15 protein-coding genes are annotated in these 15,471 nt (G+C 70.4%); 8 read left to right on the forward strand and 7 right to left on the reverse strand.

Annotated elements, in window-relative coordinates:
- Positions 1-3 precede the first annotated feature (3 nt).
- Entirely contained in the window at positions 4-999 is a 996-nt protein-coding gene (locus ACWD26_RS15205; protein ID WP_451270016.1) for a hypothetical protein, read from the forward strand.
- Entirely contained in the window at positions 996-1,874 is an 879-nt protein-coding gene (locus ACWD26_RS15210; protein WP_451270018.1) for a DUF6339 family protein, read from the forward strand. The genes ACWD26_RS15205 and ACWD26_RS15210 overlap by 4 nt, the downstream gene beginning before the upstream one ends.
- Positions 1,875-1,898: 24 nt before the next feature.
- On the opposite strand, the gene ACWD26_RS15215 is transcribed toward ACWD26_RS15210, so the two are convergent.
- From ACWD26_RS15215 to ACWD26_RS15235, 5 genes are all read right to left on the reverse strand, one after another.
- The gene (locus tag ACWD26_RS15215) at positions 1,899-3,440 is read right to left on the reverse strand and encodes a DNA cytosine methyltransferase (protein ID WP_451270020.1); all 1,542 of its coding nucleotides are present in this window, start codon (positions 3,438-3,440) and stop codon (positions 1,899-1,901) included.
- Positions 3,437-4,444 carry a DNA cytosine methyltransferase gene (locus tag ACWD26_RS15220; RefSeq protein WP_451270022.1) on the reverse strand — a complete coding sequence of 336 codons (1,008 nt, stop codon included), beginning with the start codon at positions 4,442-4,444 and terminating at the stop codon, positions 3,437-3,439. The genes ACWD26_RS15215 and ACWD26_RS15220 overlap by 4 nt, the downstream gene beginning before the upstream one ends.
- Positions 4,441-4,854 carry a very short patch repair endonuclease gene (locus ACWD26_RS15225; RefSeq protein ID WP_451270024.1) on the reverse strand — a complete coding sequence of 138 codons (414 nt, stop codon included), beginning with the start codon at positions 4,852-4,854 and terminating at the stop codon, positions 4,441-4,443. Before ACWD26_RS15225 ends, ACWD26_RS15220 begins: the two co-directional genes overlap by 4 nt.
- 506 nt (positions 4,855-5,360) lie before the next feature.
- Complete coding sequence (locus tag ACWD26_RS15230; protein ID WP_451270026.1) at positions 5,361-6,371, reverse strand: hypothetical protein; 1,011 nt, start codon at positions 6,369-6,371, stop codon at positions 5,361-5,363.
- A 242-nt stretch (positions 6,372-6,613) separates the two neighbouring features.
- Positions 6,614-8,185, reverse strand: coding sequence for a beta-1,6-galactanase (locus ACWD26_RS15235; RefSeq protein WP_451270028.1), 1,572 nt, complete (start codon positions 8,183-8,185; stop codon positions 6,614-6,616).
- 190 nt (positions 8,186-8,375) lie between these two features.
- Between ACWD26_RS15235 and ACWD26_RS15240 the strand changes: the two genes are divergently transcribed.
- From ACWD26_RS15240 to ACWD26_RS15255, 4 genes are all read left to right on the forward strand, one after another.
- Positions 8,376-9,110 carry a class E sortase gene (locus tag ACWD26_RS15240; RefSeq protein ID WP_451270030.1) on the forward strand — a complete coding sequence of 245 codons (735 nt, stop codon included), beginning with the start codon at positions 8,376-8,378 and terminating at the stop codon, positions 9,108-9,110.
- A gap of 68 nt (positions 9,111-9,178) precedes the next feature.
- The gene (locus ACWD26_RS15245) at positions 9,179-9,490 is read left to right on the forward strand and encodes a DUF6412 domain-containing protein (protein ID WP_451270032.1); all 312 of its coding nucleotides are present in this window, start codon (positions 9,179-9,181) and stop codon (positions 9,488-9,490) included.
- 120 nt (positions 9,491-9,610) lie between these two features.
- Complete coding sequence (locus tag ACWD26_RS15250; RefSeq protein WP_451270034.1) at positions 9,611-10,393, forward strand: YidC/Oxa1 family membrane protein insertase; 783 nt, start codon at positions 9,611-9,613, stop codon at positions 10,391-10,393.
- 141 nt (positions 10,394-10,534) lie between these two features.
- The gene (locus ACWD26_RS15255) at positions 10,535-11,392 is read left to right on the forward strand and encodes a fumarylacetoacetate hydrolase family protein (protein WP_451270036.1); all 858 of its coding nucleotides are present in this window, start codon (positions 10,535-10,537) and stop codon (positions 11,390-11,392) included.
- 90 nt (positions 11,393-11,482) lie between these two features.
- On the opposite strand, the gene ACWD26_RS15260 is transcribed toward ACWD26_RS15255, so the two are convergent.
- Together ACWD26_RS15260 and ACWD26_RS15265 are read right to left on the reverse strand one after the other, a co-directional pair.
- On the reverse strand, positions 11,483-11,953 hold the full coding sequence (locus tag ACWD26_RS15260) for a heme-degrading domain-containing protein (RefSeq protein WP_451270038.1): 471 nt from the start codon (positions 11,951-11,953) through the stop codon (positions 11,483-11,485).
- Positions 11,953-13,038, reverse strand: coding sequence for a Gfo/Idh/MocA family oxidoreductase (locus tag ACWD26_RS15265; protein WP_451270040.1), 1,086 nt, complete (start codon positions 13,036-13,038; stop codon positions 11,953-11,955). The genes ACWD26_RS15260 and ACWD26_RS15265 overlap by 1 nt, the downstream gene beginning before the upstream one ends.
- 190 nt (positions 13,039-13,228) lie before the next feature.
- Between ACWD26_RS15265 and ACWD26_RS15270 the strand changes: the two genes are divergently transcribed.
- A complete protein-coding gene (locus ACWD26_RS15270) occupies positions 13,229-14,380 on the forward strand; it encodes an ROK family transcriptional regulator (protein ID WP_451270113.1) in 1,152 nt (383 codons plus the stop codon).
- A 246-nt stretch (positions 14,381-14,626) separates the two neighbouring features.
- On the forward strand, positions 14,627-15,460 hold the full coding sequence (locus tag ACWD26_RS15275) for a cell wall protein (protein ID WP_451270042.1): 834 nt from the start codon (positions 14,627-14,629) through the stop codon (positions 15,458-15,460).
- Positions 15,461-15,471 lie beyond the last annotated feature (11 nt).

Consider the following 15,471-nt stretch of genomic DNA (forward strand, 5'->3'; position numbering starts at 1 on the left):
GGCGTGAAGATCTACCCGTACAAGCGGCTCAACAGGCCGATCGTCCTCAGAGTGACCTCGGTTTCCCTCAAGCTCCTCGACGGTACCCGCGACCAACTGGAGACCACGGCGTACTCCACCCAGCAACAGACGGTCGCACTCGGCATCGCGGGTCACACCGACTGGATGAGTGCCACGATCGGCCTCTCGGTGACGCTGCCGCCCGGGGCGAACGCGCCGGACGCTGCCTGGTCCGACCTGCGGGTCCTCGCCGTTCTGACAGACGGCGAGACCAATGTCCGCACCTCTGTGGACCTCACCCGTGACGCGGAGGACGCCCGTGACTGGTCGGGCTTCCTGGAGGTGCTCCGGGACGATCACGTGGGCCGGGCCTCCCTCGCCGTGTACGCCGTCGGGACGGTGGACGGAGTGCACGGACGGTCGATCGCGGAGATCGATCGTCCGTGGATCGTCGACACGGTCTCCGAAGAGCCGGTCCGTGGGCTTCAACTCGACGTCCAGAAAGCTTCGTTCAGGAAGAGTTCGCGAGAGTGGCTGCAGGCGTACGCGGACGCTCCCTGGATCGTGGACACCTCGGCCCGGGTCCCCACCGTGTTCGTCAACACGGACATCGAGGGAATCATCGGGCTGTTGGACAGCAACGGCTCCGGAGTGGACAGCAAGGTACGTGACCTCCTGGTCGCCCAGATGGCCACCGACGTCTGGACGGCGGTGTTCCACGGAGCCATCGGTGACCTGGAGGTGGAACCCGGTGGCGGCCCGGTCTTCCCGACCGACTGGCAGGGCGAGGTTCTGCGGGAGATGCTCCCGGACGTGATTCCTGGTGTGCATGTCGAGGAGGCCCTACGACAGGTGCATCGCCGACGCACCGGCGAATCGGGCTGGGTGGAGCTCCAGACCCGCATCCATTACGCGGCGGTCCGCCGCGCCGATGCCTCCAAGGCGCTTGCCTATGCCATCCGAAGTCTGGAACAGATGAACAGGGAGCGCGAGACGTGATCACCCAACCGAGCCACGTACCGGAGCGCTTGGCGCTGCTCGCCACCTCGGCCGTCGATCCGTTCCTCACCGAGGAACTGCTCAGAGGCGAACAGGTGCACGGCGGCATCGATCTCGCCAAGGTCGTCGAGCCGCTGCCCGAGGACGACGCCAGGTGGTCGGTCGAGCCGATCCGAAGTCTGGTGGAAGACGCCATGTTCGAGTTCCGGGAGGACCGTACCCGAGCCGACGCGTGGCTGGCGCCACGGCTCCATGCCACGCTTCGCCTGACACGGCGGGAGGCGGCGGACAAGCGTCTGTGGAACCACCTCGCTCTGGCGGTGGCCCCCGAGTATGTCGCTTGGCGGCACCTTTCGGAGGCTACAGCGAACAGGCCGGACAGGCGCATCGCTGCGGAGCGCTTCCGAGGCCCCGCAGACCGTCAGTGCTTCTCCCGCCTCTGGTGGGCAGCTGAGCTCTTCCGGAACGGGCCGGACTACGAGCCGGTCGTGGCCGCCTGCGGGAACCAAGACCTCATCCACACGGTTCTCCGGATGGAGCTGATCGACCACCGCGCTACCGCCCAGGCTCTCGTCCGCCTTCTGAGGAGCGGGCAGATCACCACTGGGCGAGAGATTTTCGGCCTCAGCGTCGCGATCAATGCGGCCGGAGCGACGCTGGTCTACGACGTCCTCGCACCGGACGAGCCCAGGGACCCCGCTCGATTGCGAGAGTGGATCGCGGAGGCGGGATCGGCGCTGCCGGTCGGGCGGTACGAACTCCCGACGGGACCCGATGAGGATCCCGTCCCGGAGGAATCCGTGGCCACGCTCACCAGCTACTTTGCCGATCTCTTCGAGACGGCGCCGGTCAGAGGCAGGAAGCCTCAAGGCTGAACACGAGGGGTCACCTGTCTGGGGTCACCTGTCTGTGAGCGGGTGACCCTTCAGACCGCGGTGCCGGCGGATCTCCACTGGTTCGGCGGGTCGTTTCCAGGTCAGGAGCTCCTCGACGGCCCGCTTCATCCTGTCCTCGATCTCGCCAGGGCTGAGTTCGGGTTCGAGCACGTGTCGGAGGACGTGCAGGGCGAGCCTGGGCGGTACGGCGTTGCCGATCTGCTGCGACACATCGTTGCCTCGCCAAGGGTACTCAGCGGGGAACGTCTGGAGTACCCCCGCTTCGGCAGGGGTGAAACGGTCGAACTCGGCAAGGTCGTCGTCGGTTCCCTTGTGGACCAGGCGGTTGCGGGACACCTTCCCGGTGATCGTGGCGGAAGGGGCGTCGTGGTCACGTCGGCCGCGCGCCTCGGGGTCTCCGCCGGTCCCGTAGTTCGAGACGACGGTGAATGCGGGGCGTGCCGGCAGATCCGTCTTGATACCTCGCGCCGCCTCCAGGGCCTTCTCCATGGAGATGCAAGAGTCCTTCACGTCGCCCAAAGGGAGGGTGTCCGCGTGACCTGTCTTCGGTGACTGGACGAAGAGGGCCCCCGGCCGGTAGCGCTCGTGGGTCGTGGGTACCTTCGTGAGGACGTCGGTGGGGAGCGTGTTCGGGGCAGCGGTCGGGTCGAAACGGGCCATCAGCACCGCGCGCCGTCGCGTCTGCGGTACGCCGAACTCCTCGGTGTGCATCAGTTGTCGCCCGGTCCTGTATCCGAGGGACGCCAGTACCTTGGCGTACTCCTTCCACACCGGCATCACCGCGGGCACCTGCTCCAGGACGACGGCTTCATACGGAACCAGCCCGGGCCGCCTGCTCCGCTCGATCACCCACCACAGAGGTTGCAGGACCAAGCCGGTCCGCTCGTCGCCCAACTCCTCGAGTCGGAGCTTGAGCTTCTTGATCTCTTCGCTCAGATCGCTGAACTCTTTGAGCAGGCCCTTGAGTTCGGCATCCGAGAAATCGAGGATCTGCGGGGTCTTGAGTTGCTTCAGGAGGCTCTTGATCTCGCTCGCCGAGTGTCCGAGCTGTTCCAGCCTGGTCCTCAGAACCTTGCGCTTCGTGGTCCTGAGCTCCTCGACCTCACGCTTCGCAGCCCTGACCTCCTTGGCCTCGATCTCCTTCCGCCGGAGTTCCTCCGTGATCTTCCGCCAGGTTCGGAAGATCACCAGCCAGTCCGGTTTCTCGGGACGCACGACCTCGTGCAACTGCTCGATGTATCGCACCACTTGGTCCAGCGCCCTACGGCCCGCTCCATGCCCGGCGACGGTGAAGGTCTGGCAAGGAGGCCCACCGGTCAGGACCTGGGCATGAGGGAAGAAGGCCGCACGATACTCCCGGACATCGCCCCGGAAAGTGTCCATTCCTGCCGCGCTACGGGTGGCGCATGCTCCGGCGTCCCATTCGATGCCGGTGATCTGATGCCCCAGAACATCTGCCGCCACATCCAGCCCGCCAGGACCCGCAAATAGGTCCAAAATGCGGAAACGCGCAGGTGAGGAGTGTTCCTCTTCGATGTGGCTCATGGGTGGGAAGTGTAGCCGGCGTTCTCGAGTGGTGCCTTCAGCAATGCCTCGGCCACCGCTCGTCCCAGTGCCTCGCCCACCGCCGGCGGTGCGGCGTTGCCCACCTGGCGGTAACGGGCGGTCTTGCCACCGGCGAAGTGCCAGCTCTCGGGAAAGCCTTGGAGGAGGGCGGTCTGGTCCACAGTGATCCGCACCAGCCCGTCGTCGCCGAGCGACGGATCCCATTCGAAGTCGGGACCGGGAGGTTCGTTCCCGAACGACTTCGTGTAGACCCCCATACGCTGCCACTTGGCCTTCGTGCCGCTGGGTCCGAAGTCCGGTCCTCCATGTGTCTTGGACCCGCCCACCAAGGTCGGCGCCACGCTCGTCGCTTGGGCCGCCCAGTGGTCGGCGCCTTGCCAGCCGCGGGAGCGCATCGACGACGCCAACGCCTCGCCGACCGACACGTGCTCCAGGACGGTGGGCTGAGGAGGACGGAAAACGCTCGCCCACTCCTGCCTGAGGGCCACCAGGACGCCTTGTTTGCGGTCCTGGGGGACTCCGAAATCGGAGGCATTCAGGATGAACCACGTCAGTTCGTAGCCGAGGTGCTCCAACTCCTTGTGGAGGAAGTCACGTATCGACGCGAAGGACTCCTCGTCGACCAGGGTGGGGACATTCTCGATGATCAACGCACGTGGTTGGACTGCGTGGAGCAGATAAGCGGTCGCCTCGATGAGGCGGAGCTCGGTGTCCGACGATCGGCGCGTCACTGTCGCGCTGGACTTCACCCTGGGGAGGCCGGCCGTCAGCAGGTCGACGTCGTACACCTCCGGGTGGTCGACGGGGTCGAATTCGAGGAGATCGGCCTCCAGCACGTTCCACTGCGGCCGGTTGGCCCTGAGCGTGTCGCAGGCGTACGGCTCCACGTCCAGCAGGAGTCGAGGCATGAAGCCGGCCTGTTCCAGCCCCAGGGCCAAGCCGCCCGCTCCCGAGCACACATCGACGAACGTCAGCCCGTTCATTGACTCTTCCCCCCGGCATGTCTTCTCTTGACGGCCGCACGTCGTCGTTGCACCGCCCCTACGATGCTCACGGCCACGGCCTCGGGAGCCTCATGTTCCCAGAACCGCAGGACTTCCCACCCGGCGGCCACCAAGTGCTCGGTGGTCTCCGCGTCACGAGCCATGTTCCGGTCCAGCTTCTGCCGCCACCACTCAGCGTTGGACTTCGGCTGCGTCGCGTGTTCGGGGCAGCCGTGCCAGAAGCAGCCGTCGATCAGGACGGCCAGCTTGACCGAGGTGAAGGCCACGTCGATGCGGCGTCGGGCCATGCCCGGCACCGGGTACTCGACGCGGTAGCGCAGCCCGCCGGCGTGGAGCAGGCGACGGACCGCCAGCTCGGCGGCGGTGTCCTTGCTGGCTTGCCTGCTCATGCGTGCCGAGACGGCCGGCGACAACGGCTTCATGGTGCTCAAGGCGGCTGCGCCTCACGATCTTGGCTCGGACCGGTCGAACTCCGAGTCCGCAGGGCCCGATCTATCGAGCCGTTGGACTACGGCTGCGGTTCGATTTCATCACAGGGGCGGGGCCGACCGCACGGGTCCCGGTGACCGGGTGCACAGTGGATGGGTACCGGCGCTGCCGGGGCGCCGTAGGGCCACTCGCTTCTTGGCAGTGTCGTGCTTCCGCGGCCCGCGTCAAGGGCGCTTCGCGTCGCCTGCGGCGATGGCCCTGCGGGCCACCCTTGACCCGGGCCGCTCCAGCACGGGGGAGAAGCGAGCGAGCGGCCCGGAAGGGTGGGTGGCCCGGGTGGGGTGGTGGTGCGGTTGGGTGCGTTGTGGGGCGGGGTTTGGGGCGCGGTCTCCGCTCGCAAGCACGCCGGGTTTGCTTAGCGGCTTACGGTGAGTGGTGGGGCCCGCCCTGTCTGGAGGGTGGTGGGTTACGCGCCGTGGCAGGTTTCGTACGGCTTGGTCGAGGCGCACCAGCACGCGCTTCCCCGTTGCGGGGGCCAGGACACCGCCAGGCCTCGGGCGGCCAGGGTTGTTGCGTACTGGGGGAGGAGGGTCGCGTCCGCCGGGGACGAGCCCTCCGAGGCTGCGAAGGCCTCGTAGGAGGGGACCGTGCCTGTGACGATGCCCAGGTTCGGGGTGCCTGAGGACGACAGTTCTCGTAGGGAGGACTCTATGGTCGCCAGGTGGGTCTCGTGGGACGGGTACTCCGAGAGCAGGCCCGGATACGCCCCTACCAGTTCCGACAGCTCGGCTGCCGGCCAGTGCAGGACCGCTACCGGGAACGGGCGGGACAGGGCCTCGCGGTAGGCGCCCAACTCCGCTCGTAGGCGGGAGATTTCGGCCTGGAGCTCCGCCGGGTTGTCCGAGCCCAGGGACCACACCCGCTTCGGGTCGTGCAGCTCGTCCAATGACACCGAGGACGAGTGGAGGGTGTCGGCCACCGCGTCCCACTCGTCGTGGATCGCGCCCAGCATGCGGCGGACCCTGTGGCGGCCGAAGAGGAGGGGGCGGGTGGCGTACGGGGGTTCCGCCACGTCCGTCAGGAGCAGGGTCACGGCTGCCGTGAAGGTGTCCTGGGCCGCTTCGAGCTCGTCGTGGGCTTCCAGGGCCTCGGCGACGATCACCCAGGGGGCCGGGTCGCGCGGGGCCGCCGCGCGGACTCCGTCGATGATCGCGCGGGCCTCCGCCTCGTGGCCGTACTCCCAGAGGTTGGAGGCCTTGAGGGCGCGTACCAGGTGGGGGTTGTCGAGAGGGGTGGACGACGACAGCAGGCGGTCGTAGAGGGCCGTCGCGGTGGGGCGGTCGCCGGAGAGTTCCCGGTGGGCGGCGGCCTGCAGGAGCAGGTGCTCGGCGTCCTCCGGGTAGAGGTCGGCGGTCCGCTCCAGGCGTGCCGCTTCGGCGTTGTGGTCGACGTTCTCGGCAGGCGTGTCGGGGCGCATGGACGACACCGTACTGCCCGATGGGGGGCGTACGTGAGGTACCGCCTGAGGTGTGGACAGGGGTGAGGGAGGGGAGCGCGGGTGGTCTGCCCGGGGTGCCGGGCGGATACGGGCATCGGGTGCGCGGGGGCGCCTGTGAGGAGACGGGGCGTCTATGAGGAGACGGGGCGCCTATGAGAAGAGGGGCACGGGCCGGAGTGAGCCCCGGCCCGTGCACCTTCGTCGCATATCCGTCGCGTCGGCTAGATCGTCACCCCGTCGATCTGCAGCGTCTGCACCGCACCCGCCGCGAACGGGACCGCCACCGACTTGCCGTTCAGGCGGGTGTCCGAGTAGGCGCGGTAGCGGTCGCTGCCGCCCGAGGTGTGGGTGTTCCAGCGGGGGACCAGGCCGCCCGAGCCGCCCGTCACCGTGGTGAAGTTCGAGAGGTTGAAGGTGAAGGTCTGGGCCGTGGTCGCGGTGTTGATCGCCACGATCACCAGGCGGCGTGCCGCCGCGTCGTAGGCCGCCGCCGTGTAGCTGGAGCCCGCGTCCAGGATCGTCATTCCCGGGCGGATGTGGCGGCTGAACTGGGCCATCACGTAGTACTTGGTCTGGACCGTCGTCGGCTGGAGGGTGTTCGCGTCGTACGCGATCATCGCCCAGCCCGCCGTCGGGTCCATCACCTGCCAGTAGCACCAGGCCGTGGGGTGCAGCCAGCGGAAGTCGTAGCAGAGGTTGCGGGCGAGGGTCCAGCCGCTGCCGTCGCTGTCGCCCGTCTCCGAGTTCCAGAGCTTCTTGCCGGACGTCGTCACCACGTCCGTGTAGAGGAGGTCACGACGGCCGCCCGCGCCCTGGTAGCCGTGCACGTTCACCTGGCTGACCAGGGATTTCGTGGAGGAGTTGAAGGCGCCCCACGTCGAGCGGGCCGTGTCGTAGTTCGTCTCGTCGGAGGCGGCGATGCGGATGTTGTTCAGGCCGCGCTTGTCCAGCTCGCTGCGCATGTAGGGGAGTACGGCGGCCTGGACCGACGGGTCCATGTGGCAGCCCTCCTGGGTGCCGGTCGCGGTCCACCACGATGAGGCCGGCTCGTTGAAGGGGTCGACCGTCGCGAAGTTCACGCCCCAGTTGTTCTTGGCGCGCAGCGCCGTCGCCGCCAGGTGGGAGGCGTGCTGGCGGTAGTTCCAGGTCTGGAGGTTGTTGCCGCCGCCGGAGGCGCCCGAGGGGTTGTGGTTCTGGCACATCCACCACATCGGGGAGTTCGCGAAGAGTTCGGTGGTCGCGCCGCGCGCCACCGCCTTCGTCAGGGCCGCGCGCTGGTTGGAGTCCGCGTTCCAGTTCCAGGCCGAGGACGCCGGGTCCTCGTTGTTCCAGTCCTGCCAGAAGCCCTCGATCTGCTTGAAGGCCGGGATGTTCGGGGACTCGACCATGGTCGAGCCCTCCACCGTGTTCCAGCTGCACGCGCCGAGGTTGTAGCGGGCGATGTTCATGCCCAGCCCGGGGAGGGCCGTGCCGTTGTACGTCGTCGTCTTCGTGGTGAACCAGAGGTCGGCGAAGTCGTCCCGGGCGCCGAAGACGTTGGCCCACCAGGCGAGCGAGGTGCCCCAGCCCTCCCAGGTGCCGTACTTGGTCGCCGGGTTGATCGCGATGGTCGCGTCCGCCTGTGCGGTGCCGGTGCCGAGGGCGGTGCCCACCACCGCGCCGCCGGCCGCGGCCAGGAGGGCTCTGCGGCCGAAGGCGGCCGTGCGGTGGGCGGGCGCCGCGGACGGCGCCGCCTCCGAGGTCTGTGCCGCCGGTCTCGGTCGGTCGTCGTGCGGGCTGGGGGATGCGGTCATGTCAGCTCCGGGGGATGCGGGTGCCGAGGGGAGGGAAAGGTGGGGGTGGGGGAGCGGCCACCTTTCCGGACTGCCAGTAGGGACATCGGAAGAGTCAGGGGTGAGTGGTGGGGTTGTCGAGATGTGTGACAGCGCTTTCTCCGATTTCTTTCAACGGTTAGGAGAAGGGGGAGTGAAAGGGGGCGCGCGGGTGACGGACAGAGATGACCGGGAGCGGGGCGCCCACGCCCGCGCGCTCTGGGTCGCCGCCGAGTGCGCCGTCACCCTCGGTCTCGTCCTTCTCCTCTTCGTCGCCCACCAGCTGTGGTGGACCAACCGGCAGGCCCAGGAGGGGGCGGCACGGCAGGTCGCGGCGCTGGAGAGGGAGTGGGCTGCCACCAGTGGGGCCACCAGTGGGGCGCAACCGGTGCCGACGCAGGTGCCGACGCCGGCACCGGCGCCCGTCCCCCTCGCCGCCGCCTCGTCACCCGGCGAGGGCCAGGCCTACGCCGTCCTCGTCATCCCCCGCCTTCACCTCCGCGTCCCCGTCGCCGAGGGGGTCGGCCGGGCGGACGTCCTCGACAAGGGGTACGCCGGCCACTACCCGGGGACCGCCCAGCCGGGCCGGCCGGGGAACTTCGCCCTCGCCGGGCACCGCAACACCCACGGCGAACCCTTCCGCCACCTCGACCGGCTCGAACCCGGCGACGAGGTCCGCGTCGAGACCCGGGACGCCGTCCTCACGTACGCCGTCGACCGCACGCTCCCGCAGACCACGCCCGGCGACAGCGGGGTCCTGCGGCCCGTCCCGCGCAGCGATGTGCGACCGTCGTACGGGTACGGCGAGCGCGGCCACTACCTCACGCTCACCACCTGCACGCCCGAGTACACCTCCACGTACCGCCTCGTAGTCTGGGGGAAGCTGCGCTCGGTGCGGCTCAGATGAGAGCATGTGTGCGAACACGCCGAGCGAGCCAGGGCGAGCCGCGACCGAACGCGGGAGGAGGGGGAGCCGTGATCCGCAGCTGGGCCAGTCCGCGTCCCGCCGCGATGCTGCTGCTGTTCCTCTTCGAGGTCGCCCTCCTCGACACCGGCACGCTCTCCGCCGCCGTCGCCTTCGCCGCGACCGCCGCGGCCGGTTCCGCGCTCGCCGCCTGCGCGCTGATCGCCGCGCGCTGCGCGCCCGTCGTGCCCCGTACGCGCGTACGGACGGCCATACGGGACCGTGAGCGCCGTACGGCGTTCCTGCCTCAACGCGATCCCGACGCCCGTGGCCGTACGCGGCCCCGGGCGCCCGGCCGTGCCCTCCTGACGGCCACCGCGTAGGGCACGCTCCCCACCACCTGATCATCTCCGCGTGCCCTTTCCGCGGGCCGTCGCGCCGAGTCAGTCCGTCACCGGACGTCCGTTCCCTGGCACGACGAGACCCCTGGAGGGCTCCCACCCATGTCCGTTTTCGCCGACCTTGTCGCGCGCCTCGCCGATCTGCTCCAGCCGCTGTTCCACGCCTCCGCGACGGCCGTCGCGATCGTCCTGTTCACGGCGCTCGTACGCCTGCTCGTGCACCCCCTGTCCCGGGCGGCGGCGCGGGGGCAGCGCGCGCGGATCGCGTTGCAGCCGCAGATCGTGGAGCTGCGGAAGAAGCACGCGAAGAACCCGGAGAAGCTGCAGAAGGCACTGCTGGAGCTGCACACCAAGGAGAAGGTGTCGCCGCTGTCCGGCTGCCTGCCCAGCCTGTGCCAGCTGCCGGCCTTCTTCCTCCTCTACCACCTGTTCTCCAACAAGGAGATCGGCGGCGAGGCCAACGCCCTCCTCGCCCACCAGCTGTTCGCGGCCCCGCTCGGCGACCGCTGGTTCGACGCGCTGGGCGAGGGCGGTGTGTTCGGGGCGCAGGGGCTCGTCTACGTCGGGCTGTTCGTGATCGTCGCCGGGGTCGCGGCCTTCAACTTCCGGCGTACGAAGCTGATGATGGCGGCGGGTACGGCCGGGATGCCGGCCGTGTCGGACGAGCAGGTGCCCGGGATGGCGGCGAGCATGGCCACCGTCGGCAAATTCATGCCGTTCATGTCCTTCTTCACGCTGGTCACCGTGGCGGTGGTGCCGCTGGCGGCCGCGCTGTACGTGGTGACCAGTACGACGTGGAGCGCGGTGGAGCGGGCGGCGCTCTATCCCCTGCCTTCGCCGGCCGGGAACGCCGTCGGCACGTCGTCAGCGGCTACCGCCCAGTAGATCGGCTCGGGGCGGCGGCAGGGGCGGTCCACTCCGTGAACCGGGTCTTGCGGAGTGGACGGTGACCTTGGACGATCGACCAGTCCTCCGATGGCTGCACCCATCGGTCGGGCGGCGGACGATCGAGGGAGATGGACGGCCATGAAGCTGCTGCGAGTCGGTACGGCGGGTGCGGAGCGGCCCGCGCTGCTCGACGCCGAGGGGGTCCTGCGGGACCTGTCGGGGGTCGTGCCGGACATCGACGGGGCGCTCCTCGCGGACGACGCGGCGCTCGGGCGGGTCCGGGAGGCCGCCGAGAGCGGAGAGCTGCCCGTCCTGGACGCGGCCGGGCTGCGGATCGGGCCGCCGCTCGCCCGTATCGGCAAGATCGTCTGCATCGGGCTCAACTACCACGACCACGCGCGCGAGACGGGGGCCGAGCCGCCGTCCGAGCCGGTGATCTTCTTCAAGGCGGCGGACACGGTCGTCGGGCCGCACGACACGGTGCTGGTGCCGCGCGGGTCGGCCAAGACCGACTGGGAGGTCGAGCTCGCGGTCGTCATCGGGCGGACCGCGCGGTACGTCGAGTCGCGTGAGGCGGCGCTCTCGCATGTCGCCGGGTACGCCGTCTCGCACGACGTGTCCGAGCGGGAGTTCCAGCTGGAGCGGGGCGGGACGTGGGACAAGGGCAAGAACTGCGAGACGTTCAATCCGCTCGGGCCGTGGCTGGTGACCGCGGACGAGGTGCCGGATCCGCAGAAGCTCGGGCTGCGGCTGTGGGTCAACGGGGAGTTGAAGCAGGACGGGACGACGGCCGAGCAGATCTTCGCGGTGAGTGAGGTCGTGCGGTACGTCAGCCAGTTCATGACGCTCTACCCCGGGGACGTCATCAACACGGGGACGCCCGCGGGGGTGGCGCTGGGGGAGCCCGAGCCGAAGCCGTTCCTTCGAAGCGGGGATGTGGTCGAGCTGGAGATCGAGGGGCTGGGGCGGCAGCGGCAGGAGTTCAAGGACGCGTAAGGGGCGGGGGACCGCGGTTTGTCGGCGGCTGCGGGTTCGTTGGGGCTCGTCGGGCGCAGTTCCCCGCGCCCCTCAGGGGGCGGTCGGCGGTTACGAGGTGCCGTGGAAGCGCTCCAGTGCTTCCACCACCAAGGCGTGGTCGGCCAGTTGGGGGAGGCCCGAGACCGTTACCGTGCCGATCACTCCTGTGCCCATGACCGTCACCGGGAATGAGCCGCCGTGGGCCGCGTACCGGTCCGGGTCCAGGCGGGAGGAGTCCTCGAAGGTCGTGCCCTTGGCCCGGAAGCGGGCACCGACCAGGTAGGAGGAGGCGCCGTAGCGTTCCACGACCCGGCGTTTGCGGTCGATCCAGGCGTCGTTGTCCGGGGTCGAGCCCGGGAGGGCGGCGTGGAAGAGCTGTTGGGCGCCTCGGCGGATGTCGATGGCGACGGGGGCGTGGCGTTCGCGGGCCAGCTCGACCAGGAGGGAGCCGAGCGCCCAGGCGTCGTCATGGGTGAACTGGTCGAAGACCAGGCGGAGTTCCTGGGCTTCCAGTTCCTCGATGGTCGGGGTCTCGGTCATCACAGCTTCACCGCCACACCCTCGGCCGCCGACCGGCGCGCGGCTTCCAGTACGTCCAGCGCGGCGGCGGCCTCGTGTGCCGTCACCGGGTTGTCGCCGGTGCCGTGCAGGGCGGCGGCCACGGCGGCGTAGTACGCGGGGTAGTCGCCCGGGAGGGTCGGGACGGGGCGGCCGCCGCCGGTCAGCGGGGAGTCGCCGGCGCCGATACGGCCCCAGAGGTCCTCGGGCTCCACGCCCCAGGCTGTGCCGGGCGTCGGGCGTGCGCCCTCGCGGAGGTCCGCTTCCTGGGGGTCGAGGCCGTACTTTACGTAACCCGCCTCGGAGCCCAGCACCCGGAAGCGCGGGCCGAGTTGGGGGGTGACGGCGGAGGCGTAGAAGTGGGAGCGGACGCCGCTCGCGTGGGTGACGGCGATGAACGTGTCGTCGTCCGTCTCGGCGCCGGGGCGGCGGAGGTCGGACTCCGCGTAGACGAGGGTGGCGGGGCCGAAGAGGGTGAGGGCCTGGTCGACGACGTGGCTGCCCAGGTCGTAGAGGAGACCTCCGATCTCTGCGGGGTCGCCGGACTCGCGCCAGCCGCCCTTGAGTTCGGGGCGCCAGCGTTCGAAGCGGGACTCGAAGCGGCGGACCTCGCCCAGCTCGCCGGCGGTGAGCAGCCGGCGGAGGGTCAGGAAGTCGTTGTCCCAGCGGCGGTTCTGGAAGACGGAGAGGAACAGGCCGCGGGAGTCCGCGAGGCCGGCCAGCTCGCGCGCCTCGGCCGCCGTACCGGCCAGGGGCTTGTCGACGACGACCGCGAGGCCCGCCTCCAGGGCGGCGGTGGCCACGGGGACGTGCGTCTTGTTCGGGGAGGCGACGACGACCAGGTCCAGCTCGCCCGCCCGGGCCCACAGCTCGTCCGCCGTGTCCGCGAACCGCACCTCCGGGAACTCCGCGCGCGCCTGCGCCCGCCGCTCCGGGTTCGAGGTGACGACCGTGTCGAGAGCCAGGCCCTCGGTCGCGGCGATCAGGGGGGCGTGGAAGACGGAGCCGGCCAGGCCGTAGCCGACGAGGGCGACGCGGAGGGGCCTGTCTGCGCTGGTGCCTGTCATGCCTCCACTTAAGCAACGCTGTTGCCAAAGTGCAAGCGCGAGGGACAATGAGGGTGTGAACGGCAACGGGATCGGCAACGGCGGTGTGAACGGCGACGGCGACGGCGGCGCGCTCGACAACGGCGGCGGCAGCGGCGGCGGGTTCGGCAGCGGCTTCGGCAATGGCGGTGGGTTCGGCAACGGCGGCGGGATCGGTAACGGCGGTGGGCGGGCCGCCGGAGTGACCGGCGTGAATCTGCTCGCCCTGCGCAGCCACAACGGGGCGCTGGTGCTCGACCTGCTGCGCATCGCCGGGGCGGCCGGGATAAGCCGGCTGGAGCTTGCCGAGCGGACGGGACTCACCCCGCAGGCCGTCAGCAAGATCACCGCCCGGCTGCGGGCGGACGGGCTCGTGACGGAGGCCGGCTACCGGGCCTCCACCGGGGGCAAGCCGCGGACCGTACTGCGGCTCGTGCCCGACGCCGGGCACGCGGTCGGCCTCCACCTCGACCGCGACGAGCTGACCGCGGTGCTCTGCGATCTGACCGGCACGGTGGTCGGGGAGCGGCGCGCGCCCATGAACCTGGGCGCCGGGGCGGACGCGGTGATCGAGGGCGCGGCGTCCGAGGTGGAGGCGTTGCTGGCGGGGGCGAGCGAGGGGCGGGTGGCGCTCGACGCCGAGGCCGGTTCCGCTCTCCTGCCCGTCCTCGGCGTCGGGGTCGCCCTCCCCGGACCTCTCGACCATCTGCACGGCGTGCTGCACCGGGTCACCGGGTTCCCCGAGTGGGACGGGTTCCCGCTGCGGGCGGCGCTGGCGCGGAGGCTGGGGATGCCGGTGGTGGTGGACAAGGACACCAACGCGGCGGCCCTGGGGCTCGCGGCGGTCGCCGGGGCGCACGGGTCCTTCGCGTACCTCCACCTCGGTACGGGGCTGGGGGCGGGGCTCGTGATCGACGGGGCGGTGCACCGGGGGGCCCGGACCCGGGCCGGGGAGTTCGGGCATCAGGTCGTGCAGCTGGACGGGCCGCTGTGCGAGTGCGGGAACCGTGGGTGCATCGAGGCGCTGTGCCTCGCGGCCGTGGCGCGGGGGGATGTGGAGGAGGCGGCGCGGGTGCTGGGGGCGGGGGCCGCGAACCTCGTGGGGCTGCTGGATATCGAGCTGGTGCTGCTGGGCGGGCGGACTGTCGAGGCGCATCCCGACGCGTTCGTGCGGGGGGTGGGGGTCGTGCTCGACGAGTGGGCTCGGCGGCAGGGGGAGGATCCGGCGGTGCCTGTGAGGGTGGCCGGGGGTGGGGCGTCCGGGGTTGCGGAGGGGGCGGCTCAGTTGTTGTTGGCGCCGTTGTTCGGGCGGGAGGACGGGTAGGTCTTGGGGGCGGCGGTGGTGTGCCGGGGTGGGTGGGGGGTTGAGGTCGGGGGGCGGCTGAGGGTGAGTCGGGGTTGCTCGCGCAGTCCCCGCGCCCCTGAAAAGCACAGCGCCCGGCGCACCCCTGTTCGGTGTCTATGGGGCAGCCCCTCGCTCCGCTGATCGAGCGGACTTCCGCCCCTGGTCCCACGGCCCCCAGGCGTGGCGGCGCCCCCCGGCGCAGACCGATGGCATGGTCATGTGTTCATGCGACTGTGTACGTGCCTGACCCTTGCCCTCGCCACCGCAGCCGCTCTCGTCAGTGGTCCCGCGGCGGCGGATGAGCGGCGGCCCACCTGCGCCGGTGCCGACAGCGGTGACTTCCCGATCCGAACCCATATCCGTGGCGGGCCCGCCACCTACGTGGCCGGCGGTGGCTTCCACACCTGGGCGCTGGAGCTGACCAACACCACCTCGCGGACCTGCGGGAACATCCACCCGGTGGTCGTGCTGGTCGACACCGCCCGCACGCTGAGGCGGACGCAGCCGCAGCTGGAGTTCTACGAGGACGCCGAGGGCACCACGTCCCGGCCGGTGACCTTCGAACGGACCGACTCGGACGAGCTGGTCGGCGTCCTCGGCGGAGACGGGGCGGGCGGCGGTACCGGCTTCACCGTGCCGCCCGGCCGCACCCTCACCGTCAAGGTCCGCCTCTCCCTCACCTCCGACGCGGCCGCCCCGAACGAGGTCGTCGCGAACGCGGCCGTCGTCGAGCGACGGGGCGACGACAGCGAATGGGTGGGGGAATCGAACGACTACCGCTTCCGGATCACCGACGAGGAGGACGAAGGGGAGGAACAAGAGGACCAGGACCAGGGACGGGAACGGGACCAGGAACAACGGGACCAGGGCGGCAAGGCCGAGACGGACGGCGGCAAGGAAGATGCCGGTGACGAGGACGCCGTACGGGGCGACGAGCGGCCGCACGCCGACGAGCTGGCCGAAACGGGTATGCGCGCGGCGTTGCCGTACGTCACCGGGCTTCTCCTGCTGGCCGCCGGTGGGCTGCTGTTGGCGGCCGTCCGCAGAAGGGTGAGGTGACCACCGGGAGG

The sequence above is a fragment of the Streptomyces sp. NPDC002787 genome (assembly GCF_053592095.1).